This is a genomic window from Balnearium lithotrophicum (assembly GCF_900182585.1).
Lineage (GTDB): Bacteria > Aquificota > Aquificia > Desulfurobacteriales > Desulfurobacteriaceae > Balnearium > Balnearium lithotrophicum.
In genome coordinates, this window is the sequence record NZ_FXTM01000009.1 from 40,027 (window position 1) to 62,027 (window position 22,001).

A 22,001-nucleotide genomic window follows, 5' to 3' on the forward strand; every position below is an offset into this window, starting at 1 on the left:
GATAACTATTATTAATAAAATGATAACTATTATTAATAACAGACACCCCCTATCCCCCTCCCTCCTCCCCATAAGTCTTAAGGGGCGCCTCGAAGGCGCCCTTCTTTTTATAAAATTCTACCGAACTTAACATCAAGGAATTTAAGATGAAAAAAGTTATTTTGGGTTTCAGTGGCGGAATAGACAGTTTCTATACTGCCTACATACTAAAGGAATCAGGCTACAATGTTTTGCCTGTTTTCCTAAAACTTCTTCCAAATTCAAATGTAGAAGAGGCAAAGAAAAGTGCAGAACTTCTAAATCTCCCTTTAAAAGTAGTTGACCTCCAGAAGGAATTTAGAAAAGAGGTTATAGACTACTTTATATCCTATTATAAAAAGGGATTAACCCCTAATCCTTGTACTGTGTGCAATCAGAAGATAAAGCTTAAGTACCTTTACCGACTGTTGGAGGAAACAAATTCGAATTTTGTATCAACAGGTCACTATGCAAAAGTAACATACGTCAGGAAATTTAAAAGACACCTAATAAAAAGAGGAAAGGATAGAAGAAAGGAGCAATCCTACTTTTTAGCACTCGTTGAACAGAAAATTTTTGAAAAACTTCTACTACCTCTTGGAGACTATACGAAAGAAGAAGTTATTGAAAAAGCCAAAGAGTTAGGTTTCCCCTTTGAGGGGGAAAGTCAAGATGTATGTTTTATTGACTCAAACTATGTAGATTTCTTAAAACCTTATATAAAAGAGAAGGAAGGAAAGTTTGTCCTTGAGGATGGAACAGTTGTAGGAAAACACACCGGTTTTTTTAAGTTTACAGTTGGGCAGAGAAGGGGGTTGGGAATTTCTTATAAGTATCCCCTCTACGTTTTGGAGCTCCGCCCCGAGGAAAACATCGTAGTTGTAGGTCCTAAGGATAGAGTTTTAAAGAATGAGATTTTTATCTGGAAGGTCAACTGGCATATTGATTTCCAAAGGATTAGGAAGGTTCCTCTATTCGTTCAGATAAGGTACAGGTCAAAACCTACGAGAGTTTCTTCAATAGAGTATTTCAAAAATGGAATTTATCGTGTAAAATTAGCCGCGAAAGTTGAGGCTCCTGCTCCGGGGCAGGTGTGTGCCTTTTATACAAACGACCTGCTCTTGGGGGGAGGAGAAATCACAAAGGAAGGAGTAGGGTGATGGCGGAGAGCATTGTAGCAATAGATTGGACTCTAATAGTCCAAGCCGTTAACTTTCTTATTTTTATGGTTCTAATCAATAAATTCCTCTTTCAACCTCTCCTAAAGCTTATGGAGGAGAGAGAAGGGGAACTCAGCGGAATCTACTCCGAAGCCGAAGCCCTCAAGAAAAAGGCAGAATCAATTCTAAAAGAGGTTGATGAGGTTTTAGAGAAGGCGAAGGAAGAGGCTAAGAAGTTAATCGATTCTGCAGTGAAGGAAGCCCGTCAGGAGAGGGAAAAGATAATTTCAATGGCTCAAGAGGAAGCAACTGCAAAAATTGAGTCTGCAAAGAAGGAAATCTGGGAGTCCTTTGAAAGGGAAAAGGAAAAGATTGAGGCTGAAGCTGATAAAATCGCCGAGGAAATTGTTAAGAAAATCATTGGCAGGGTTGCCTAAGGGGGTAACATGGAACACGGTGGACATCTGCTTTTTTGGAAAACGGTAAACCTCATAATTCTCTTTGCTCTTCTCTACTGGTTTCTCAAGAAACCGGTTTCAAACTTCCTATCGAACGGAATTGACTCTGTAGTGAGCAGGTTTGATAGGGCTAAAAAGGAAAAGGAAGAGGCCTTAAAGCTATTGAAGGAAGCTGAGAAAAAATCTGAAGAGGTTAAGGCCGAGGCTGAAAGGATACTGGCCTACTCAAGGGAAGTTGCTCAAAGAGAAAAGGAACAGATAATTTCTGAGGCCAAGGAGACTGCAGAGAGAATAGTAAAGATGGCGGATGAGGAGATAGAGAAGGAACTCTACAAAGCTAAAGAGGAACTTAAGAAAGTTGCAGCTCAAAAGGCAGTTGAAATTGCAGAATCCAAGCTTAAAGGGGCAATTACACCTGAAGTGAATAAAAAACTTATAGAAACAAGCCTTGAAAAGCTTTAGGAGGGGTCAAGTTGAGATTGGAAGTGAGAATTGCCAGAAGGTACGCTAAAGCCCTTTCAGAGGTTCTTACTGACGATAAGATTGAAAAGGTTTTAGAAGAGCTAAAAACCCTCCTCTCTCTCTTTGACGACAAAGCCATCAGGTACTTTAAGAGTCCAATTATTCCTACAGAAAAGAAGAGAGAACTCCTTTCAAACGTTCTCCAAAAAGTAGAAGTAACTGAGGAACTGAAAAAGGTTCTAAACTTAATGGCAGAAAGGGACAGGCTTGGACTCTTAAAGGAGTTTTCTGAGGAGTTTGAAAAGTTTGCAGATGCAAGGTTAGGAGTCGTTAAAGCTGAAATAACGAGTGCAACAGAGTTGGACAGTGAGGTTTTAGAGAAAATCAAGGCAAAGATAGAGGAAATCTTTAAGAAGAAGGCTGAAGTAACCGTAAAGATTGACCCCTCCTTAATAGGTGGCTTTATAGTAAGGGTAGCTGACAAGGTTTTAGATGCATCTGTTAAGACGCAGCTTGAGAACCTTAAGAAGGCTATAGCAGATTAACATAAAAAACGATAGCGAGGTGCAGAGATGCAGATTAGAGCAGAGGAGATATCTGAACTAATAAGAAAGCAGATTGAGGAGTTTGAGGCATCTGTAAACTTGGATGAGACCGGTATTGTTATCAAGGTTGGAGACGGAGTTGCAAGGGTCTACGGACTTGAAAACGTCGAGTACGGAGAAGTTGTAGAGTTTGAGGACGGAACCGAGGGAGTTGCCTTCAACCTCGAAGAGGACAACGTAGGTGTTGTTCTCTTGGGAGAAGGAAAAGGGATTGTTGAAGGCGGTAAGGCAAAGAGAACAGGAAGAATCCTTGATATGCCCGTTGGCGATGGCCTCATTGGAAGGGTCTTAGACCCCCTTGGAAATCCCATTGATGGTAAGGGAGATATTGAATTTGTAGAGAGAAGAGCTGTTGAGCGTATTGCTCCAGGTATTGTAACTAGAAAGCCCGTTCACGAACCTCTTCAAACGGGAATTAAAGCGATAGATGCCCTCATTCCAATTGGAAGGGGACAGAGGGAATTAATCATTGGTGATAGGCAAACTGGTAAAACAACAATTGCAATAGATACGATTTTGAACCAGAAGAGGGAAAACGTTATCTGTGTTTACTGTGCCGTAGGTCAGAAGCGTTCAACTGTTGCTCAAACGGTTCAACTTCTAAAAGAACTTGGGGCTATGGACTACACAATCGTTATTTCTGCTACAGCTTCCGACCCTGCTTCACTTCAGTACTTAGCACCCTACGCTGCATGTACAGTTGCCGAGTATTTCAGGGATACAGGAAGGGCTGCTTTAATCATCTATGACGACCTCTCAAAACAGGCTGTTGCTTACCGTGAAATGTCACTCCTCTTGAGACGTCCTCCTGGACGTGAAGCTTATCCTGGTGACGTTTTCTACCTTCACTCAAGGCTTCTTGAAAGGGCTGCCAAGCTTAACGATGAGCTTGGAGCAGGTTCATTAACAGCTCTACCAATAGTTGAGACTAAGGCTGGAGATATCTCTGCTTACATTCCAACAAACGTTATCTCAATTACAGACGGACAGATTTTCCTCGAAACTGACCTTTTCTACAAAGGTCAAAGGCCAGCTATCAACGTAGGTCTTTCCGTTTCAAGGGTTGGTGGTGCAGCTCAGATTAAGGCCATGAAGCAGGTTGCAGGAAAGTTAAGACTTGAGCTTGCCCGTTATAGGGAACTTGAGGCATTTGCTCAGTTTGCATCAGACCTTGACCCTGCAACAAGGGCTCAGCTTGAGAGGGGAAGGAGGATGATGGAGCTCCTAAAACAACCCCCTCACAAGCCAATTCCTGTTGAAAAGCAGATTGTTGCATTTTTTGCAGCAATTAATGGTTACCTTGATGACATTCCTGTTGAGGCTGTTAACAAGTTTGAATGGGAACTGTACGCCTTTATGGATGCAAAGTACTCTGATGTTCTTCAAGGAATCTTAGAGAAGAAGCAACTTGACGACGAGTTAACCGAAAAGCTCCACAAAGCAATCAAGGAGTTTAAGGCTACGTTTACAGCCTAATAGCGAGGTAAAAAATGCCTGGAATGAGAGAAATAAAAGCAAAGATAAAGAGTTTAAAGGGAACAAAGCGGATAACTGCCGCAATGAAGGCAGTATCCGCGGCTAAGCTTCGCAAGGCTCAGAGTGAACTATTTGCTGTAAGACCTTACGCTGATGTTATGATGGAAATTGCTAAGGGCCTTTATACGAGGGGGAATCCCTCCCTCCATTCTATATTTAAATCAAGACCTGTAAGAAGAATAGAAATAGTAGTTATCTCTTCCGATAAGGGGCTCTGTGGAGCCTTTAATGCAAATATAATTAGGAATGTCAATAGATTTGCCAGAGAAAAGCAGTCTGAGGGTATTGAAATATCACTAACAACGGTTGGAAACAAAGCAAGCCAGTTCTTTACAAAGTACTCAGATTTAAACGTTAGAAAAACATTCACAGATACGTTCAGGAGAATTGGACTTCCACTTGCAAGGGAGATATCTGCAGACCTTTACTTGGGTTACCTTTCTGAGTACTTTGATGAAGTTTACGTTGTGTACAACAAGTTCTACAACGCCTTAAGGCAGGAAGTAACTTTTGAGAGAATAATGCCACTTTCAGTTGAGATAGAGGAAGGAACCCCCGTTTCCGAGTATACAGTCGGTCCTGATGAGGACGTAATTGAGGAGGCAATAAAATCTTACATTTCTGGAATCGTCCTTAGAGCTCTAAAGGAGTCCGAAACATCGGAGCACGCAGCAAGAATGACAGCAATGGATAATGCAACAAAGAACGCCGAAGATTTGATTAGAAAGCTGACGATTTCGTTCAACAAGGCAAGGCAGGCTGCAATTACTAAGGAGCTTATAGAAATCACAACTGCTATTGAAGCAATGAAATAGGGAGGATAGATATGGCAGAGCATAAAGGAAGGATTGTTCAGATTGTCGGTCCTGTTATAGACGTTGAATTCCCCGATGGAAAGCTTCCTGAAATATACCACGCTTTAAGGGTTCCAAACGTAAAGACGATTACATGGGATGGAAAGATTGAAACCGGTGATTTAATGCTTGAAGTTCACCAGCACTTGGGAGAGAACAGGGTAAGGTGTGTTGCATTTGGTGCTACAGAGGGACTCAAGAGGGGAATGGAGGTAATTGATACGGGAGATTACCTCAAAGTTCCCGTAGGTCACGCAACAAGGGGTAGAATTTTCAACGTTGTTGGAAAGCCGGTTGACGGTAAGGGGCCTGTTGAGGCTGAGGAGTACTGGCCTATCCACAGACCTGCTCCACCACTTACAGAGCAAAAGACCGTTGCAGAAATATTTGAAACGGGAATTAAGGTTATTGACCTCCTTGAGCCTTACGCCAAAGGTGGAAAAACAGGGCTTTTTGGTGGTGCTGGAGTTGGAAAGACGGTTCTCCTCATGGAGCTTATCCACAACGTTGCAATGAAACACGGAGGTTTCTCCGTTTTTGCAGGTGTTGGGGAGAGAACGAGGGAAGGAACAGACCTATGGTTGGAAATGCAGGAATCTGGAGTTCTCGAGAATACAGTTCTTGTTTACGGTCAGATGAACGAGCCTCCAGGAAACAGGTGGCGCGTTGCTATGACAGGCGTTACCATGGCAGAGTACTTCCGTGACGTTGAAGGCCGTGATATGATGTTTTTCGTTGATAACATGTTCCGCTTCATCCAGGCAGGTTCTGAGGTTTCTGCCCTCTTAGGAAGGATTCCATCTGAGGTTGGTTATCAGCCAACACTTTCAACAGAGGTTGGGGCAATTCAGGAACGTATTACATCAACGAACAAAGGTTCAATTACATCCGTTCAGGCTATTTACGTTCCCGCCGACGACTTTACAGACCCTGCTCCATTTACACTATTTGCTCACTTAGACGCTACGACCGTTCTTTCAAGGGCACTTGCAGAGCAAGGTATCTATCCAGCTGTTGACCCGTTAGAGTCAACGTCCCGTATGCTTGACCCCCACGTTGTAGGTGAAAGGCACTACAGGGTTGCAAGGGAAGTCCAAAGGTACTTACAGCGCTACAAGGAGCTCCTTGAAATCATCGCAATCTTAGGTATGGAGGAACTCTCAGAGGAGGACAAGTTAGTTGTCCACAGGGCAAGGAGAATTCAGCTATTCCTCACACAGCCGTTCCACGTTGCAGAGGTATTTACAGGAATGCCGGGTAGGTACGTAACAATCGACGAGACAATCAGGGGATTTGAAATGATTGTTAACGGTGAGCTTGACCACCTACCTGAACAGGCATTCTACATGGTTGGAACAATCGATGAAGCTATAGAGAAAGGTGAAAAGTTAATGAAGGAAGCCCAGAGTAAATAGGGGAGAAGATAGATGGCTGCCAAAAAGGGACTGCCTACAGTAATGGATTTTAAACTTGCCTCCTCAACAGGTAAACATTACGAGGCAAAGGCTAAAGAGGTATACGTCGAAACGGACGATGGGGACTTAGGAGTTCTTCCCGGACATCAACCTGAGTTCTACTCAATAGGTGCTGGGTTTGTTGTCTGTAAAACAGAATCCGGAGAAGAGATTAAAAAGTTAGTTTACAACGGTTTTGTTCAGATTGAGCCTGATGCTGTAAGAATAGGTGCTCAGGAAATTTACGAAACCGGAGAAGTAGATATTGAGGCAGTTGAAAAGGAAATAGGAGAGTTGAAGGAAAGGCTCATTAGTTTGAGTGAAGAGGAGACAGAACAGAGAAGCCAGATAGAACGTGAAATAAGAAGAAAGGAAACTCTCTTAAGGAAAGCCCGCTAAGGGCTTTCCTCTTTCTTATTCCCTTCTAAACTTATACCAGATTACTGCCCCTCCCACCAAACCTCCAACTAAAAAGGCTAAGGATGTCAGTAAAATCCAATTTGCCTTAGATTGTGGAAGTCTGTTTTCAACCTTAGGTATCTGGTGAGGTGCCAAACCTGGATATATCTCATAGACCTTTCCCGTATTTGTCTTTATCTTTACAACCTCAACTACCTTTCCATTAACTTGCTTATAGGATATCCAGGCCTCAACAGGCTTTTCTTCAGAAAAACCTTGGTTAAAAATTAGTAGAATAAACAATACTAGAGTTACAAAGATTTTTCTCATTTCACCACCCTTAAAAAATTTTATCATGAGGGATTATGGAAGGAAAAAAGCTTTCCCTTTGGCAGGCCGTTGCAATGGCGGTCGGAACCATGATAGGAGCAAGTATATTTTCAATTTTTGGCTATGGAGTAAAAATAGCCGGAAATGGACTTCCCATTGCCTTCTTTATTAGTGGTATCTACGCTCTAATGGTAGCTTACTCCTATGCCCACTTAGGTCGTAAGTATGTTTCAAATGCCGGCCCTATAGCCTTTATTCAAAAAGCTTTTGGAAATACCGTTTGGGTTGGAGCTCTCTCCATTTTAATGTGGTTCAGTTACGTAGTTGCCATCTCGCTTTTTGCAATAAGTTTCGCTGGATACCTTTTACCACTAATTCACTTGAACTATCCAACTCTACACACTGTGACTGAGGTCTTCGTCGTAGCTTTTTTTGGAGCTCTATCCTACTTTGGAGGTTCAAGGGCTGTAGGAAAGTTGGAGTTCTGGATAGTTTCACTGAAGTTAACGATACTCCTACTTTTCATAGTAGCAGGTTTGAAGGTCCTTCACATAGATTACCTTAAACCTCAGATATCACAGAGTTATCTAAAGGGAATACTTAACGCCTCTGTTATTTTCTTTCTGTCCTACATGGGTTTTGGCCTTGTAACAAACATAAGTGAGAATTTGGAAAATCCCTGGAAAAACGTTCCAAGGGCTATCTTCATAAGCATATTTATTGTAATGTTTGTCTACGTTGGAGTTTCCGTATCGGCAATCGGAGCTCTACCAACTGAAGAGCTAATTAAGTACGCCGAGAATGCCCTTGCAGTTGCTGCAGAACCGATGTTGGGCAAGTTTGGCTTTGTTCTCTTGAGCCTGGGAGCTCTCATAAGCATATCATCCGCTCTCAACGCTACTATATACACTGGAGCAAACGCCTCTTACGCCCTAATGAGGGATGGATACATTCCCGTTCCCCACTACTTAGTTGAAAGAAAGTGGTTAGGAGAGCACTTAGGATTGTACATTACAAGTAGCTTGGGTCTCCTCTTCGCTCTGCTTTTCAATGTAACCTCTGTGGCATCCATCGTAAGCATAGTAACGTCCGTTCTCTACATAGGCGTTATACTCTCCCACCTTAAACTGTGGGAGAATGTTGGTGGAAGAAGAGGTTTAATCTTTTTCAATCTTATCGTTATAACGTTTGTAGTTTTTCAAATACTCACTTTCCAGTTTAAGAGCAGTAAACTAACCTTCTATACAACCATTCTCCTCTTTCTTACCTCCTTCCTTTTAGAGCTGTTCTACTATGGAAAGAGGAGGAGAGTCTCTCCTTTCATAAGGACGAAAAAGCTGTTGCACAGTTCAGCAGGTTGACTATTTTTAATTAAAAAAGCGGGCGTAGCTCAGGTGGTAGAGCATCAGCTTCCCAAGCTGAGGGTCGCGGGTTCGAGTCCCGTCGCCCGCTCCATCAACGGAAAGTAAATTGGAGTTAGAAAGGGAAAGAAAAATAGATGTTATATTCCTGCTGTTATCCCTAACCATCCACCTGTTGGTTCTCTCCTACATTTCCCTTCATGAGGTATTTTCGGGTAGAGTTTATCAAGTTGTTAGTTCCGTTCCACTTTCATTCGATACGGACGTTGATTCACAGTTAATAGGCCTAAAGTCGGTAAGGGGTAGTAGAAATGGAGGGACAGAACTAAGAAAACCTTCCATTTCAAGGGGAGAGGTCTCAAAACAGAGGAAAAGGAGAGGCGGAAACCCCATAGTTTCGAAAAGAAAAACGGGAGCTACAAAGTCATCATCAAACTTCTCCTACGGAGGGAGCTCCTACTACCGGAGAGTTACCCTTTTAGGTAAGGGGGAGGGAAATAGCCTTTTGAAACTCTCGGCTGATATTTTAGAAGGTTCTAAAAGTAATCCCGCCATAAAAGCCTCCTCCATTGCTCCCTATCTTATCTATGTAAGGGATTCAATTATGAAAAACTGGAAAGTTCCTTACTATGGGAAGAGGAAGAAGGGTGAAAGAACAACAGTTGTTCTAACCCTAAGGAGGGACGGAACAGTAGATGAACTTTTAATTAAGGAAATTTCGCCCGACATCACCTTTAACAGGTCTGCCGTATCTGCCATATACTCCGTTGGCAGATTTAAGCCCTTCCCTAAAGGGATAAAACAGGAAAAAATTAGGTTGAAGGTGAGCTTTGAGATTAAGTAACCCAGAGTTCCTCTTTAGAGTTTCCTCTTTATGGGTGAGGACCCTTAGAATTGAAAAAATATTCCTCTCGGAACCCAAATTTCCGTCAATTGTTGCCTTCTGGCACGGAAGAATGTTTCTATTACCCTTTGCCCTTAAGGAGTATTCAGATAAGGTTGCTATTTTAATAAGTAGACACAGGGACGGAGAACTCATTTCAAACATAGTTGGGAAAATGGGATTTAAAACAATTAGAGGTTCTACAGGTGTAGGAAAGGGGGGAGAGAGAGCTTTTCTGAGGATGGTTGACTGGCTTGAGAAAGGAGGAGTAGTTGCTATAACTCCAGACGGTCCAAGAGGACCGGTAGAGGTTGTTAAGAGAGGAATAGCAAAACTTTCAATGAAAACAGGAGTTCCTATCTATCCTCTAACCTTTTCCTCAAGTAGAAAAATTCACCTTAACTCCTGGGATAGGTTCTTAATTCCTCTACCTTTTTCAAGGTGTAAGGTTGTTTTAGGGAAACCCATACTTCCCGAGAAATTTAAAGATGAAGAGAGTTTGAGAAAAGAAGTAGAATTAAAGCTTCGAAGTTTAATCCGAAAGGTGGATAGGGGTGAACTATGAGTAATGTAATCGCAGTTATCTCGGATTACGGACTTAAGGACCATTACGTTGGAACGGTTCACGGTGTTATCTATCAGAACAATCCGGAAGCTAAAGTAATAGACATTACCCACTTTGTCCGCCCATTTGACGTTGTTGATGGAGCTCTAAAATTGAAGTGGTCCTACAAATACTACCCAATCGGGACCGTTTTCCTGTGCTTGGTTGACCCAAACCCTAAGGATGAACTGATAATCGTCACGACCGAAAAGTACTTCGTCGTCTGTCCAAACAACGGAATAGGTAGCTTAATGTTTGAGGAAGAACCGGCAGGGAGTGTCTATAGAATAACGGCAGAGCACTACTTTATCAGTGGCCTTGGAAACTTCAGGGGTAGGAATCAGTTAGCCCCCATTGCCGCTGAGCTTGCAAGGTTACAGTCTCCAATTTACTTAGGGGAGGAGGTTGAAATTGGTAAACTCAAGAGGTTTAGGTTGCCCGACCCTCAAAGATTGGGAGAAAATATGTATGAAACCCTTGTCCTTGACGTTGATTACTTTGGGAACCTAATTCTCAATTTCAGATACCAAGGTTCTCTGCCGAAGGAGGTCGAAATAAACGGGGTCAAGATAACAAACTCCTCCGAAACGTTTAGGGGAGAAAGGAAGGGAGAATTGTTCGTTTCTGTTAATCCTGAAAACTACCTTCAAGTAGTTGCATACATGGGAAATGCCTCAAAACTTTTGAATGCCACGAGGGGAACAAAGGTAAAAATCTCCTTTTAGGGAAGGATAAATGTGGGACGAGGTTTTTGACGTTATTGTTGTTGGAGCCGGACACGCAGGATGTGAGGCAGCCTTAGCAGCAGCAAGAATGGGATGCAAAACTGCTCTCTTCACAGTTAACGTTGACAGAATTGCTGAGATGTCCTGTAACCCTGCCATTGGAGGAATTGCAAAGGGAACAGTTGTGAGGGAGATTGATGCCCTTGGTGGGGAAATGGCAAGAAACATAGATGAAACGGGAATTCAGTTTCGGATTCTCAATAAGAAGAAGGGACCTGCCGTTAGAGCTCCAAGGGCTCAGGCCGACAAGGAGGCCTACAGAAAGAGAATGAGGCAGGTAATTGAGGAAACCGATAACTTAGAGGTTATCCAGCAAATAGTTGATGATATATTAGTTGAAGATGGAAAGGTAAAGGGAGTAGTTACCCATATAGGAGCAAGGTACGGAGCAAAGGCCGTTGTTGTAACGGCTGGGACATTTTTGAGGGGAAAAATCTTTATAGGCTTTCAGGAGTTTGAAGGGGGGAGAATGTGGGAGCCCCCTGCAAACAAGCTTTCAGAGTTTTACGAGAGAAACGGCTTCAGGGTAAGTAGGCTTAAAACGGGAACTCCGACAAGAATAGATGGGAGGACTATAGACTTTTCAAAGATGGAGAAGCAGGACGGTGATGAACCTCCTCCTTTCTTCTCCTACTGGACTGAACCAAGGGAAATTGAGCAGATTCCCTGCTGGCTAACCTACACAACCCCTGAAACCCATAGAATAATAAGGGAAAACCTACATCGCTCTCCAATGTATGGAGAGTGTAAGCTTATAAGTGGTGTTGGTGTCAGGTACTGTCCATCAATTGAGGACAAGATTGTCAAGTTTCCAGAGAAGGAGAGACACCACGTTTTTGTTGAACCTGAAGGAAGGGACACAGTTGAGTTCTACCCAAATGGAACGTCAACGAGCCTTCCCTACGATGTTCAGGTTCAGATAATCCGCTCAATTCCAGGGCTTGAAAGTGCAGAAATCATTAGACCTGCCTATGCCATAGAGTACGACTTTATAGACCCTACCCACCTCTACCCTACACTTGAGACAAAGCTGATTAAAGGGCTCTTTAACGCAGGTCAGGTAAACGGAACGACAGGCTACGAGGAGGCAGCCGGACAAGGTATAGTTGCAGGAATAAATGCTGCTCTCTATGCATTGGGCAAAGATGAAAGGTTCGTTTTAGGAAGGGATGAGGCATACATAGGGGTTATGATTGATGACCTTGTAAATAAGGGAGTGAGGGAACCCTACAGGCTCTTTACGTCGAGAGCTGAGTACAGACTCCTTTTAAGGTACGACAATGCAGACTACAGGCTTGCAAAGTACGGCTACAAATTCGGACTTTTAACGAGGGAACAGTACGAAAGGGTAGAGAAAAAGTACGAAACTGTGAAGGTGTTTATTGAGAAGCTCAAAGAGGTAAAGCTAAAACCTCATGAGGTAAATCCAGTTTTAGAAAGGAACGGTTCAACACCAATTAGTGAGAGTAAGAGTGCTTATGAGCTTTTAAGAAGGCCGGAAGTAAAATTTGAAGATATCGTCAGGCTTATTCCGTTTGAACTATCTGTTGATGATAAAAAGCTCCTAAAGGAAATTCTTGAGGAAGTGAAGATTGAAATCAAGTATGAGGGTTACATAAAAAGGCAGTTAGAAGAGGTTAGGAAGTTTAGAAAATTGGAGAACATAAAAATTCCAGAGGATTTTGACTACGACGTGGTTCCCATCTCTGTTGAGGAGAGACAGAAACTAAAGGAATTTAAACCGTTAACGTTAGGACAGGCTGCAAGGTTGGAAGGAATAAGGCCTGCCTCAATTCCCATCCTGGCAGTCTACATAGAGAAGTGGAAGAGGGGAGAGTTACGTTGAGCAGGTTAAGGGAGCTCTGCCAGCTAAACGGAATCGAAATCTCTGATGAGGACGTTAAAAAGTTTGACATTTACAGGGAGCTCCTTAAAAAGTGGGGAAGGAGAATCAATATAACCTCAATTCTCAGTGACGATGAGATAGAGGAAAAACACTTTTTTGACTCTCTTTTAGGAATGAAGGCCTTTGAATTGGCAGGGCTACAAATTCACGGTAAAAGGTTCTGCGATGTGGGCTCCGGCGGAGGATTTCCCGGAGTTCCTCTCTCTATAGTAGTAAAGGATTCTCAATTTACCTTGGTCGAGCCAAGAAAAAAGAGGTGTGTTTTCTTAGAGGAGGTTGTTAGAAGGCTAAAACTGAAAAATGTAGAGGTTCTATGTTCAAGGATAGAGGACATCAATCACGAGTTTGATTTCCTCTTAATGAGGGCAGTAGAGGACCCGAAAAGTGCCGTTAAACTCACAAAACACCTCTTAGAGAGGGGAGCTATCCTCTGTATCTACAGGGGCAAGGAGAAATTTAGTGAAGAAATCCCTGGATACTATGTTAAAGAGATAATAGTAGAATCTAAAGGAATAAATTTTTTAAGGAGGTTCCTATTTATTAAAAAACAGAGTTAAATTTTCTCCTCAACAACTTCGCCGTAAGGCTCTAACTCCGTAAATATCTGCCCCTGAAACTTGAAGAACTTACACCTTGGGTCCAACCAGCAGTTTGGAGGAAGCCCTGCCTTCATGCAGGTTTGAGACAGAAACTCTGTTTCGTTCCATCCCCACTCAACAGGAACCTGCGGAAGTAAAAGTCCACTTGCAAATCCACACCTAACAATTAGTCCGTCCCTTCCTACCTTTATCCTGTTTGGAAGTTCCTCAGGTGGTGCATCTATTGGTTCAGGAGGCGTTAGTACGGTTACCTCAAAAACTAAATTTGGTAGCTCCTCAGGTCTAACAGGGTAGAACCTCGGGTCTCTTGTAGCTGCCGATATAGCGGCATCTATAGTAGCCAAAACCAGGGGCATTACCGGTTCTGGGTAACCTATGCATCCGCGAAGTTCCTTTCCGGGAAATGTCTTTATCGTAACGAAAACTCCCCTGTTTTCGAAGAGCTCCGGTGGGGTATTTTCAGGTGGAGCTATCTTAACTCCACTCTTTAGGTACTCTTCAACGGCAGCCCTTGAAAGTTTAACTAAGAAACTTCCCTTTTCTATATCCAAAAGCATCTCTCCCTCCTCATTAAATTAATTTAAAACCTAAAGATAAATTTAAAAAGAGCCATTCCTAAGAGTGTTGCAGATAAACAGAGAAAAACGTTTAAAAGGATGTTAATTAGAGCGGTAAACCACATTCCTTCCTGAATCAAGACTGTTGTTTCGTAACTGAACGTTGAAAAGGTTGTGAGAGCTCCCAAGAATCCTGTTATAAAAAAAGCCTTCCACTCTGGGGCTATGAGGTTTTCAAATAAGAGAACCAATAAGCCAATGAGAAAACTTCCTAAAACGTTAACTGTAAGTGTTCCAACGGGAAATGTTGTTCCTGCCAACTTCTGGGCAAATCCTGATATAAAGAACCTTGAGAGAGCTCCAAAAAAACCGCCAAGTCCTACGTAGAGCCACGTCAATTTACACCTCTATCTCCTCAAGTAGTCTTTCTGTTACTACGTTTAAAACCCTATTCCTCGTTTCGTCAAAGTCGATATTTTCAACTACGGGAATGTTCTTCTCTTTAGCCTTTTCGTACAAAAACTCCTGTATTTTTCTTATTGCCTTAAAATTTTTAAGGTACTTCTTGCTCGTTCTCTGGGAGCTCTTTTCCCTTGATTTAAACCTCCCCTTATGTATCTCCTCGTCTAAAGTTGACAGAATGATGTGAACTATGTGAGCTTTGTCCTTAAACTTCTCTGCAAATCCAGGGATGAGGTGAATTCCTTCAACTATAAGGCTGACGTTTTCCTTGATAGCCCTGTTTATTATTGCATTAACTCCAGTTAGAACCTTCTCCGATTGGTCTAAAAAGCCGTAGATAATTCTCTCTTCCTTTTTAGTTTTAGGAAGCTGAGGAAGAAACTCACCTGCCTCGTAGGACGAAACGTGAATTGAAGGAACTAAGTCCTTAGAGACCATTTTTCTCATAACTTCCCTTATTGAATCTGTTGAGGCAGTCCTGTTTATCTCTAAAACTCCCGAAAGTTCCGAGGCAAGCTTTGACTTTCCTACTCCAGTAGCTCCACCAATGAGGATAATTATAGGCTTTTCCAACTTCTTTGCCTTTCTCCAAAGTAAATATCTCTTTGAGAACTCCTCTCCCAACTTTTTCTTTAAGAGTTCTGCTGTAATTGAGCGGAGCTCCGAACGGGTAACCTTGTACTTTCCCCTCTTTTTTAGTGTATCGTGAACCTCCTTTGCTATTTTAAAAGCCTCGTTTACATCAACCCCTGCAGACATTATTGAACCTGCAAGGATTCCCCTTGAGAATGGAACGAACGTCTTTCCACACTCCTCGCAGACTAAAACCTGTCTTTCCCTGACTAAGAGTTTGTACTTGTTAGCAACTTTCTTTCCAAACTTTCTCTTTAAAACGGAATAAACTAACTCAACCAATTCATTGATTGAAATTGTTCCCTTGAACTTCGAGGCAACAGAGTCTGCAACCTTGTAGGCATCCTCAACAGAGAGTCCCGTTTTTATGAGGGAGCGAACGAGAACCCCCTTTGAAAAAGGATACTTTTCCCCAGAATCATCAACTACAAATCTCTTCTTCTTTGCCATTTTCTACGGAACTTCCTTACATTTTTTAAGTGTTGATTATACATCCTTGAAAATACATGACCTCCTTCACCGTTTGCAACAAAGTAGAGGTAGTCAACGTTAGCTGGATAGAGTGCTGCTTCAATCGATTCAAGAGAAGGATTACAGATGGGATGAGGAGGGAGTCCTCCTACAACGTAGGTGTTGAAAGGGGACTTAACCTCCAAATCCTTATAGGTTAAGTTTTTCTTAAAAATACCCTTAAGTTTCAAAGAGTAGATAACTGTTGGGTCACACTGAACTTTCATCCTCCTTATTAACCTGTTGTAGATTACTGCGGAAATTAGAGGTTTTTCCTCCGAAATTGAGGTTTCCTTCTCAACAATCGAGGCAACAGTTAGAACTTTATTTTTATCGATTTCCTTAAGAGCTCTCCTTACCTTTTCAGGAGGAGTGTAGTTCTTCATAAGCTTACTCAGTTCCTCCTTCATTCTTTTAACCGTTATCTCAATCGCCTGTTTGCAGTCTGAACTTTCGTTTATGTAGTACGTGTCAGGAAACATGTAACCATCAAGGGACGGTACTTCTAACTTCCTCAAAAACTCCCTACTTTTTGACAGTTTTAAAACTTCCCCCTTCCTGCAGATTCCGGACTTTGACATTAAAGAATCAAGAATAAAGACATCGGAACCGGGAGGAACTGTGAACCTCTTCAGACAGGGACTTCCCTTTGTAAGTTCCTCTAAAATTTCAGTTGGACTTTTAACCCCTCTTATCTTGTAACATCCCGCCCTAATTTGAATTCCTTTTAATCTTCCCCAGTAGTAGAGAAGCTGTGGATGTTCCACAACGTTAAATTCTTTAAGTCTTTCGGTAACCTCCTTTAGACTCTCTCCCCTATCTACTCTAATTTCCAAATTGACCTTTCTGTTTGAGGAAATTTCCCTATCTATTACTAGGGAGGCGGGAATTAAGAGAATGAGAAGAAAAAGCGGAAGGAGAAAGAGTCTCCTCAATCGGAGCTCCTCAAAACACAGCTAAGCCTCTGAAGTGCCGTAAAGTTCGAGAGAACTGCTAAGAGGAACAGTGACTCTTCAACAAATCCTGAAATTAACCCGGCTATCATTAGAATAATTCTCTCCGGTCTCTCCAACAGTCCTATCTTGCAGTCGATTCCAAGGGACTCTGCCCTTGCCCTTGCATAGCTTGTTGAGAATGAGCCAATTATGGAGAAAAGGGAAGATAGGAGGAGAATCTCACTTCCCGTTCTGTGTCCCAAGTACAGAAGACCCGCCAGTGGAAAGAAATCCGCATACCTATCCAAGAATGAATCCAAAAAGGCTCCTCTTTTTGTGGTTCTTTCCGTAGTTCTTGCCAGAATTCCGTCAAAAACGTCACAGAGTCCGGAAAAAATTAAGGTTATCGTTCCTGTAATTAAGCTTCCTGTCGAAAGAAAATAGCCAGACACTGCTGAGAGGAGAAATCCGGTAAGGGTTACCGTATTTGGAGAAATTCCTAAATTTCCTAAACCCTTTGCAAAGGGTTTTAGTATTTCCTGGGTCTTTTCCTTTATTCCTGAAGAGCTTATCATTTTAACCCTAACCGTGTTTTTCCAAATTATAAACCATTTTGCTTTTACCGAATTTTTCATAATTTAATCTGAGATAAACTATTGGAGGAAGTGATGGAAGAAAAATTATCAAGAGAGGAACTCATTGAAGTTGTAGCAACTCTTTTAGAGGAAGAGGGATTTGAAATCTACGAACCTAAAGCAGAGGGAGAGGAGTACATTCCAGACATTTTAGCCGTATTTGAAAACGAGGAAGGAGAAAGACAGCAGATTGCAGTTCAGGTTGAGGCCTGTGATACTCTAAAAAGTGAAGAAGCAGAAAAGAGAGCAAAGGCAATTGCGGAACACTGTAGAAGGTCAGGAGAGGGATTTATACTTGTTGTTCCTATAGAGTGTGAGGATTTAGGAAATCAGAAGTTTGAGGAGTGGGGACTTTCCGACGTTGCAGAATTTGTTCCCGTAGGAATAGAGTTTGAGGAGGAGGAAGAGGAGTAGTTGGAGAGGTATTATTCCTTTTCCAGATACCTAAAAGAAACCTTTGGAGAAAAGGTTTTCAGGGTAACGGTTGATGCAGGTTTTACATGTCCAAACAGGGATGGAAGTAAGGGAACCGGGGGGTGTATTTACTGTTACTCCGGTTCCGATTACGACGTTGAAAAGAGGAAGAAGAGCGTAGAGAAACAGATAAAGGAGGGAATAGAGAGGGTAAAGAGAAGGTATGAAGCGGAGAAAATTTTGGTCTACTTTCAAGCCTATACAAACACTTATGCTCCCGTTGAAGTTTTAAAGCCCATCTACGACACAGTAAGAAAGTTTCACCAGGTAGTTGGAATAATTATCGGAACGAGGCCTGACTGTATTCCTAATGAAACGTTGGAGTTGATTAACAGCTATACAAATGACTATCTTGTCTGGATAGAGTACGGTCTTGAGAGCTCCCACTTTAAATCCCTCAAGTGGATGAACAGAGGGCATGGAGTTTCAGACTTTATCGATGCCGTTCTGAGGACGAGAAAGTTTCCCAAAATTAAGATATGCTCCCACGTTATTTTAGGCCTTCCTACAGAAGAGTACGAGGATATGATGGAAACTGCAGACTTTATTGCCTCCCTAAGACTTGATGGAGTGAAAATTCACCCCCTCCACGTAATAAAGGGAACTAAGTTGGAGGAAATTTACCTCAACGAGAGATTTGAGCTCCTATCCCTTAGCGAATACGCTGATTTGGTCGTTGACTTTGTAGAGAGACTCCCAAGAAAAACGGTGGTTCAAAGAATTACAGGAGAGGCTCCTGAGGATATTTTGATTGGCCCTGAGTGGTGTAACCACAGGGAGAAAAACAGGGTAATAAACCTCATAAGGAAGAGATTTGAGGAGAGGGATACCTATCAAGGGAAAAAATGTAGGTTTTTGGAGGAACTGTGAGGATAACTGGAAAGACAGCCGTTTACGGAATTATAGGATATCCCGTAAAACACTCACTCTCCCCCATTATGCAGACGGCCGCATTTGAGGAGTTGGGAATTGATGCAGTTTACGTTCCATTTGAAGTTAAACCTGAAAATTTGAAAAGTGCAGTTGAAGGATTAAAAGCTTTAAACGTTAAAGGTTTTAACGTAACTGTCCCTCATAAGGAAAAGATAATTGAGAATTTAGACTTTCTCTCTGACGAAGCAGAGGTTATTGGAGCTGTCAATACAGTAAAAAATGAGGAAGGAAAATTAACAGGTTACAACACAGATGCCGAGGGTTTCATTCGCTCTCTAAAGGAAGAAGGTGTTGACGTTAAGGGAAAGAGGATTTTGATGTTTGGGGCAGGAGGAGCTGCAAAGGCAGTTGGATACTCCCTTTTAAGGGAAGGAGTTAAGTTTTTAAATGTTGTAAACAGAAACTTTTCAAGGGCTAAACAATTGGGGGATTTACTGGGAAAGTTTGGAAACGTTCTAATCTATCCGCTAAAGGAAGGAACCGTAGAGATTCTCCTTAAAGATGTTGATTTAATAGTAAATACAACATCCGTTGGATTGAAGGATACGGACCCCCACCTCTTTGACTACTCAAAAATTCCAGAAGGAGTGGTTGTTGTTGATATCATCTACAATCCCCCTGAAACGCCTCTACTAAAAGCGGCAAAGGAGAGAAATTGTAAGGTAATAAATGGACTTGGAATGTTGGTTCATCAAGGAGCAGTGGCCTTTGAGATTTGGACTGGGGAAAAATCACCCGTTGAGAAAATGAGGAAGGTCTTAGAAGAGGAGCTCTATGGATAACCTCTTAAAGGAGTTTGTTAACTCCGAGGTCTGGCACCTGTACGAGCCCTACGCTATCTCCCTTCTCCTGGGTGGTTTAATAGGAGTTGAAAGGGAGTTTAAAAAACAGAGGGAACACAAGATATTTTTTGGTGGCGTAAGGACTTTCATTCTCATTTCACTATTGGGGACTCTTTCAGGAGCCCTCTCTCAGCACTTCGGCCTTCCCGTTGTTTTCATTTCGTTATTGGCACTTTCAGGACTCATAGGAATCTCTCTAATTTTGGAGAGAGCTCCGGGACTCACGTCGGAGATATCGGGTCTTCTAACTTTTCTTATAGGGCTTCTCTGCTCAAATAGAAACTATCAGTTAGCATCATTCCTATCAATTTCTCTCCTCTTTGTTCTCTCATTTAAGGAGCAGATGCACAAGTTTGTAAAACACCTCACTCTGGAAGACCTGTATGCCTTTTTAAAGTTTGCAGCAGTCACGTTTGTTGTTTATCCCTTACTTCCAGATAAAGCTTTTTACGGGGTCAATCCGAGAGAAGTCTGGACAATGGTCGTCGTAATTTCAGGAATAGACTTTTTAGGTTACGTTCTAACTAAAATTGCCGGTGAAAGGGGAGTTGTAATAACTGGCTTGATAGGTGGGCTTGTTTCAAGCACTGCCGTAACTGCAACCTTTTCTCCACTTTCAAAAATTAATCCTCATCTCTTAAGGGAGTATGCCTCTGGAATTGTAGGAGCTTCGTCAATTATGTTTCCAAGGATGGTAGTTTTGGCTTCAGTTGTAAACCTCAAATTTGCAAAGTACCTATTAATTCCCTCACTGACGGCATTTATTTTAGGAATAGCTTACTCCTACGTTATCTCTAAACATAAAACCCAGAACAGAGCCAACGTTAAGGTTACGAACCCATTTGAACTTTCAACTGCAATTAAGTTCGGCCTCTTTTACGCACTTATACTGTTCCTGGCAAGAAATGCTATAAAATACTTTGGAAACTATGGTCTATACGTAGTTGCATCGATTTCCGGTCTTTCTGATGTTGATGCAATCACACTTTCAACGGCTAAGCTGTACAGTTCGGGTATAGTTGAAATATTTGCAGGTATCTTTGCCGTTTTGCTTGCTGCTTTCGTTAATACCGTATTTAAGTGGTTCTTGACAGGATTTATGGGGACTAAGGAGCTCTTTAAACTTACTGCTCCCGGCTTTATACTCCTTGCCGTTGGTGAAGTACTGGGTCTTGTTGGTCTTATTATGTATTCAAAACCTTGAGAAGAACGAATCCCCCCGCAGAACGGAGGGATGGAAATTACTGGACAGGATAAACACTTACAAACTTTTTGTTTCTCCTTGTTTCAAACTTAACTACTCCATCAATAAGAGCAAAAAGGGTGTAATCGCTCCCCATACCTACGTTTTGACCGGGGTGAATAGAAGTTCCTCTCTGCCTTACGATGATATTTCCAGCTTTAACAATTTGCCCGTCATGCCTTTTAACTCCGAGCCTCTTTCCAATTGAGTCCCTACCGTTTTTGGTAGAACCCATACCTTTCTTATGTGCCATAACAAACCTCCAATTAGCTTACAATTTCGTTTATTTGGAGCTCCGTAAAGTGTTGACGGTGACCGTACTTCCTCTGATAGTGCTTTTTAGCTTTGTACTTGAAAACGATAATTTTCTTACCCTTTCCGTGTCTCACAACTGTAGCTTTAACCTTTGCTCCCTTTACCTCAGGTCCTACCTTTACCTCTCCGTTGTCTCCCCTGACCATGAGAGCTTCAAGTTCAACCTCGGAACCTTCAGGTAGGTTGATTTTCTCAACCTTTAAAACCTGACCAGGTTCCACAACGTACTGTTTTCCACCTGTTCTGATTACAGCATACATATTACTACCTCCACTAGGGGTTAAAAGTAGGGCATAATTTATAACATTGTAACGGGGTAGGTCAACCTTAAGTGTGTTGAAGTTCAGAAAGAAGGTGGACACCCTAAAATAAGATTTGAACTCCAACAAAAGGAGGTGTCCACCAATGAAACAATTAAAGAAATTCAAAGGAACATCCCTGCACATATCAAATACACCCTTCAAAAAAACAATCAAAAGAGGAACGAAAATAAAAACCAAACTCGACCTAACAAAAGACCCAAACGTGAGAAAAAGACTTAAATGGATTCAACACTACGAAAAACACCAAAATGCAAGACTAACCTGCAGATACTTCGGAATAAGTCCAACTACCTTCTACAAATGGAAAAATAGATACAAAAAGTACGGTTTAGAAGGCCTCAAAGACAGAAACAAAAGACCCCACAGAGTAAGACAACCTCAAATAGAACCTGAACTTGAATTCCTCATAATCACAGTAAGGGAAAAATTCCCTACCTGGAGCAAAGAAAAAATATCAGTCTTTATAGAAAAATACCTCGATATAAAAGTCTCTCCTTCAACCATCTACAGAGTTTTAAAGAGAAACAATCTGATAGAAAGAACCAGAAAACTCACATGGAACTTTAAGAAAAGAAAACAAATAGGGAAAAAGAACCGCACCAGAAAAGGACTTAGAGCCGATAAACCCGGAACAGTCCTCATAGACGTCAAATACCTCTACTGGTGCGGAAAAACCTTCTACCAGTTTTCAGCAATAGATAAATTCACCAGAATAGGCTTTGCAA

27 protein-coding genes and 1 tRNA gene are annotated in these 22,001 nt (G+C 41.9%); 20 read left to right on the forward strand and 8 right to left on the reverse strand.

Going from position 1 to position 22,001, the window contains the following annotated elements:
* Positions 1-131 precede the first annotated feature (131 nt).
* Genes mnmA through atpC form a run of 8 tightly spaced genes read left to right on the forward strand, consistent with a single transcriptional unit; the run spans position 132 to position 6,946 of the window.
* A complete protein-coding gene (gene mnmA / locus FN732_RS04330) occupies positions 132-1,178 on the forward strand; it encodes a tRNA 2-thiouridine(34) synthase MnmA (RefSeq protein WP_281279906.1) in 1,047 nt (348 codons plus the stop codon).
* On the forward strand, positions 1,178-1,615 hold the full coding sequence (gene atpF / locus FN732_RS04335; RefSeq protein WP_142935135.1) for a F0F1 ATP synthase subunit B: 438 nt from the start codon (positions 1,178-1,180) through the stop codon (positions 1,613-1,615). The genes mnmA and atpF overlap by 1 nt, the downstream gene beginning before the upstream one ends.
* A 9-nt stretch (positions 1,616-1,624) precedes the next feature.
* Positions 1,625-2,098, forward strand: a complete 474-nt coding sequence (locus tag FN732_RS04340) for a F0F1 ATP synthase subunit B (RefSeq protein ID WP_142935137.1) — start codon at positions 1,625-1,627, stop codon at positions 2,096-2,098.
* Between the two features lie 11 nt (positions 2,099-2,109).
* Entirely contained in the window at positions 2,110-2,643 is a 534-nt protein-coding gene (locus tag FN732_RS04345) for a F0F1 ATP synthase subunit delta (protein WP_142935139.1), read from the forward strand.
* A 27-nt stretch (positions 2,644-2,670) separates the two neighbouring features.
* Positions 2,671-4,179 carry a F0F1 ATP synthase subunit alpha gene (gene atpA / locus FN732_RS04350; RefSeq protein WP_142935142.1) on the forward strand — a complete coding sequence of 503 codons (1,509 nt, stop codon included), beginning with the start codon at positions 2,671-2,673 and terminating at the stop codon, positions 4,177-4,179.
* 14 nt (positions 4,180-4,193) lie between these two features.
* Positions 4,194-5,054, forward strand: a complete 861-nt coding sequence (gene atpG / locus FN732_RS04355) for an ATP synthase F1 subunit gamma (protein WP_142935145.1) — start codon at positions 4,194-4,196, stop codon at positions 5,052-5,054.
* 11 nt (positions 5,055-5,065) lie between these two features.
* Entirely contained in the window at positions 5,066-6,508 is a 1,443-nt protein-coding gene (gene atpD, locus FN732_RS04360; RefSeq protein WP_142935147.1) for a F0F1 ATP synthase subunit beta, read from the forward strand.
* Between the two features lie 12 nt (positions 6,509-6,520).
* A complete protein-coding gene (atpC, locus tag FN732_RS04365) occupies positions 6,521-6,946 on the forward strand; it encodes an ATP synthase F1 subunit epsilon (RefSeq protein WP_142935149.1) in 426 nt (141 codons plus the stop codon).
* A gap of 15 nt (positions 6,947-6,961) precedes the next feature.
* Here atpC and FN732_RS04370 read toward each other — a convergent pair whose 3' ends face one another.
* Positions 6,962-7,276: a hypothetical protein gene (locus FN732_RS04370; protein ID WP_142935151.1), complete on the reverse strand. Its 315-nt coding sequence runs from the start codon at positions 7,274-7,276 to the stop codon at positions 6,962-6,964.
* A gap of 35 nt (positions 7,277-7,311) precedes the next feature.
* On the opposite strand from FN732_RS04370, the gene FN732_RS04375 reads away from it, so the two are divergent.
* The 7 genes from FN732_RS04375 (at position 7,312) to rsmG (ending at position 13,372) form a co-directional block, all read left to right on the forward strand.
* Positions 7,312-8,637: an APC family permease gene (locus FN732_RS04375; protein WP_185954241.1), complete on the forward strand. Its 1,326-nt coding sequence runs from the start codon at positions 7,312-7,314 to the stop codon at positions 8,635-8,637.
* Positions 8,638-8,655: 18 nt separating this feature from the next.
* Positions 8,656-8,731 (forward strand) — tRNA-Gly (locus FN732_RS04380).
* Between the two features lie 15 nt (positions 8,732-8,746).
* Positions 8,747-9,481, forward strand: coding sequence for a TonB C-terminal domain-containing protein (locus FN732_RS04385; protein ID WP_142935155.1), 735 nt, complete (start codon positions 8,747-8,749; stop codon positions 9,479-9,481).
* Complete coding sequence (locus tag FN732_RS04390) at positions 9,468-10,085, forward strand: lysophospholipid acyltransferase family protein (protein ID WP_142935157.1); 618 nt, start codon at positions 9,468-9,470, stop codon at positions 10,083-10,085. Before FN732_RS04385 ends, FN732_RS04390 begins: the two co-directional genes overlap by 14 nt.
* On the forward strand, positions 10,082-10,849 hold the full coding sequence (locus FN732_RS04395; RefSeq protein ID WP_142935160.1) for an SAM hydrolase/SAM-dependent halogenase family protein: 768 nt from the start codon (positions 10,082-10,084) through the stop codon (positions 10,847-10,849). The genes FN732_RS04390 and FN732_RS04395 overlap by 4 nt, the downstream gene beginning before the upstream one ends.
* A 10-nt stretch (positions 10,850-10,859) precedes the next feature.
* Complete coding sequence (gene mnmG, locus FN732_RS04400) at positions 10,860-12,755, forward strand: tRNA uridine-5-carboxymethylaminomethyl(34) synthesis enzyme MnmG (protein WP_142935162.1); 1,896 nt, start codon at positions 10,860-10,862, stop codon at positions 12,753-12,755.
* Positions 12,752-13,372, forward strand: a complete 621-nt coding sequence (rsmG, locus tag FN732_RS04405) for a 16S rRNA (guanine(527)-N(7))-methyltransferase RsmG (RefSeq protein ID WP_142935164.1) — start codon at positions 12,752-12,754, stop codon at positions 13,370-13,372. The genes mnmG and rsmG overlap by 4 nt, the downstream gene beginning before the upstream one ends.
* Here rsmG and FN732_RS04410 read toward each other — a convergent pair.
* From FN732_RS04410 to FN732_RS04430, 5 genes are read right to left on the reverse strand one after another with little or no spacing between them, the layout of a single operon-like run.
* A complete protein-coding gene (locus FN732_RS04410) occupies positions 13,369-13,971 on the reverse strand; it encodes a TIGR00296 family protein (protein ID WP_142935166.1) in 603 nt (200 codons plus the stop codon). The two genes, rsmG and FN732_RS04410, sit on opposite strands and share 4 nt — an antisense overlap.
* 23 nt (positions 13,972-13,994) lie before the next feature.
* Positions 13,995-14,369 carry a fluoride efflux transporter CrcB gene (gene crcB / locus FN732_RS04415; RefSeq protein WP_142935168.1) on the reverse strand — a complete coding sequence of 125 codons (375 nt, stop codon included), beginning with the start codon at positions 14,367-14,369 and terminating at the stop codon, positions 13,995-13,997.
* A gap of 1 nt (position 14,370) precedes the next feature.
* Positions 14,371-15,516, reverse strand: a complete 1,146-nt coding sequence (locus FN732_RS04420; RefSeq protein ID WP_142935170.1) for an ATP cone domain-containing protein — start codon at positions 15,514-15,516, stop codon at positions 14,371-14,373.
* A complete protein-coding gene (gene mltG / locus FN732_RS04425; protein ID WP_185954242.1) occupies positions 15,492-16,511 on the reverse strand; it encodes an endolytic transglycosylase MltG in 1,020 nt (339 codons plus the stop codon). Before mltG ends, FN732_RS04420 begins: the two co-directional genes overlap by 25 nt.
* Positions 16,508-17,086, reverse strand: coding sequence for a CDP-alcohol phosphatidyltransferase family protein (locus FN732_RS04430; protein ID WP_142935174.1), 579 nt, complete (start codon positions 17,084-17,086; stop codon positions 16,508-16,510). The genes mltG and FN732_RS04430 overlap by 4 nt, the downstream gene beginning before the upstream one ends.
* A 93-nt stretch (positions 17,087-17,179) precedes the next feature.
* Between FN732_RS04430 and FN732_RS04435 the strand changes: the two genes are divergently transcribed.
* The 4 genes from FN732_RS04435 to FN732_RS04450 are packed head-to-tail and all read left to right on the forward strand — an operon-like array spanning position 17,180 to position 20,599.
* Positions 17,180-17,560: a hypothetical protein gene (locus tag FN732_RS04435; RefSeq protein ID WP_142935176.1), complete on the forward strand. Its 381-nt coding sequence runs from the start codon at positions 17,180-17,182 to the stop codon at positions 17,558-17,560.
* The gene (gene mnmL / locus FN732_RS04440) at positions 17,561-18,490 is read left to right on the forward strand and encodes a tRNA modification radical SAM protein MnmL/YtqA (RefSeq protein ID WP_142935179.1); all 930 of its coding nucleotides are present in this window, start codon (positions 17,561-17,563) and stop codon (positions 18,488-18,490) included.
* Positions 18,487-19,335: a shikimate dehydrogenase gene (locus tag FN732_RS04445; RefSeq protein ID WP_142935181.1), complete on the forward strand. Its 849-nt coding sequence runs from the start codon at positions 18,487-18,489 to the stop codon at positions 19,333-19,335. Before mnmL ends, FN732_RS04445 begins: the two co-directional genes overlap by 4 nt.
* Positions 19,328-20,599 carry an MgtC/SapB family protein gene (locus FN732_RS04450; RefSeq protein ID WP_142935183.1) on the forward strand — a complete coding sequence of 424 codons (1,272 nt, stop codon included), beginning with the start codon at positions 19,328-19,330 and terminating at the stop codon, positions 20,597-20,599. Before FN732_RS04445 ends, FN732_RS04450 begins: the two co-directional genes overlap by 8 nt.
* Positions 20,600-20,636: 37 nt before the next feature.
* On the opposite strand, the gene rpmA is transcribed toward FN732_RS04450, so the two are convergent.
* Together rpmA and rplU are read right to left on the reverse strand one after the other, a co-directional pair.
* Positions 20,637-20,891 carry a 50S ribosomal protein L27 gene (gene rpmA, locus FN732_RS04455; RefSeq protein ID WP_013536901.1) on the reverse strand — a complete coding sequence of 85 codons (255 nt, stop codon included), beginning with the start codon at positions 20,889-20,891 and terminating at the stop codon, positions 20,637-20,639.
* Between the two features lie 13 nt (positions 20,892-20,904).
* Positions 20,905-21,213, reverse strand: coding sequence for a 50S ribosomal protein L21 (gene rplU, locus FN732_RS04460; RefSeq protein WP_142935185.1), 309 nt, complete (start codon positions 21,211-21,213; stop codon positions 20,905-20,907).
* Between the two features lie 145 nt (positions 21,214-21,358).
* On the opposite strand from rplU, the gene FN732_RS04465 reads away from it, so the two are divergent.
* On the forward strand, positions 21,359-22,001 hold a 643-nt coding region (locus tag FN732_RS04465; protein WP_142935188.1), incomplete at its 3' end, for a helix-turn-helix domain-containing protein.

Coding starts and splice junctions, on each gene's coding strand:
- atpF (WP_142935135.1), top strand. CDS start 1,178: ATGGCGGAGAGCATTGTAGCAATAGATTGGACTCTAATAGTCCAAGCC.
- FN732_RS04340 (WP_142935137.1), top strand. CDS start 1,625: ATGGAACACGGTGGACATCTGCTTTTTTGGAAAACGGTAAACCTCATA.
- atpA (WP_142935142.1), top strand. CDS start 2,671: ATGCAGATTAGAGCAGAGGAGATATCTGAACTAATAAGAAAGCAGATT.
- atpG (WP_142935145.1), top strand. CDS start 4,194: ATGCCTGGAATGAGAGAAATAAAAGCAAAGATAAAGAGTTTAAAGGGA.
- atpD (WP_142935147.1), top strand. CDS start 5,066: ATGGCAGAGCATAAAGGAAGGATTGTTCAGATTGTCGGTCCTGTTATA.
- atpC (WP_142935149.1), top strand. CDS start 6,521: ATGGCTGCCAAAAAGGGACTGCCTACAGTAATGGATTTTAAACTTGCC.
- FN732_RS04370 (WP_142935151.1), bottom strand. CDS start 7,276: ATGAGAAAAATCTTTGTAACTCTAGTATTGTTTATTCTACTAATTTTT.
- FN732_RS04375 (WP_185954241.1), top strand. CDS start 7,312: ATGGAAGGAAAAAAGCTTTCCCTTTGGCAGGCCGTTGCAATGGCGGTC.
- FN732_RS04395 (WP_142935160.1), top strand. CDS start 10,082: ATGAGTAATGTAATCGCAGTTATCTCGGATTACGGACTTAAGGACCAT.
- mnmG (WP_142935162.1), top strand. CDS start 10,860: ATGTGGGACGAGGTTTTTGACGTTATTGTTGTTGGAGCCGGACACGCA.
- FN732_RS04410 (WP_142935166.1), bottom strand. CDS start 13,971: ATGCTTTTGGATATAGAAAAGGGAAGTTTCTTAGTTAAACTTTCAAGG.
- FN732_RS04420 (WP_142935170.1), bottom strand. CDS start 15,516: ATGGCAAAGAAGAAGAGATTTGTAGTTGATGATTCTGGGGAAAAGTAT.
- FN732_RS04430 (WP_142935174.1), bottom strand. CDS start 17,086: ATGATAAGCTCTTCAGGAATAAAGGAAAAGACCCAGGAAATACTAAAA.
- FN732_RS04435 (WP_142935176.1), top strand. CDS start 17,180: ATGGAAGAAAAATTATCAAGAGAGGAACTCATTGAAGTTGTAGCAACT.
- FN732_RS04450 (WP_142935183.1), top strand. CDS start 19,328: ATGGATAACCTCTTAAAGGAGTTTGTTAACTCCGAGGTCTGGCACCTG.
- rpmA (WP_013536901.1), bottom strand. CDS start 20,891: ATGGCACATAAGAAAGGTATGGGTTCTACCAAAAACGGTAGGGACTCA.
- rplU (WP_142935185.1), bottom strand. CDS start 21,213: ATGTATGCTGTAATCAGAACAGGTGGAAAACAGTACGTTGTGGAACCT.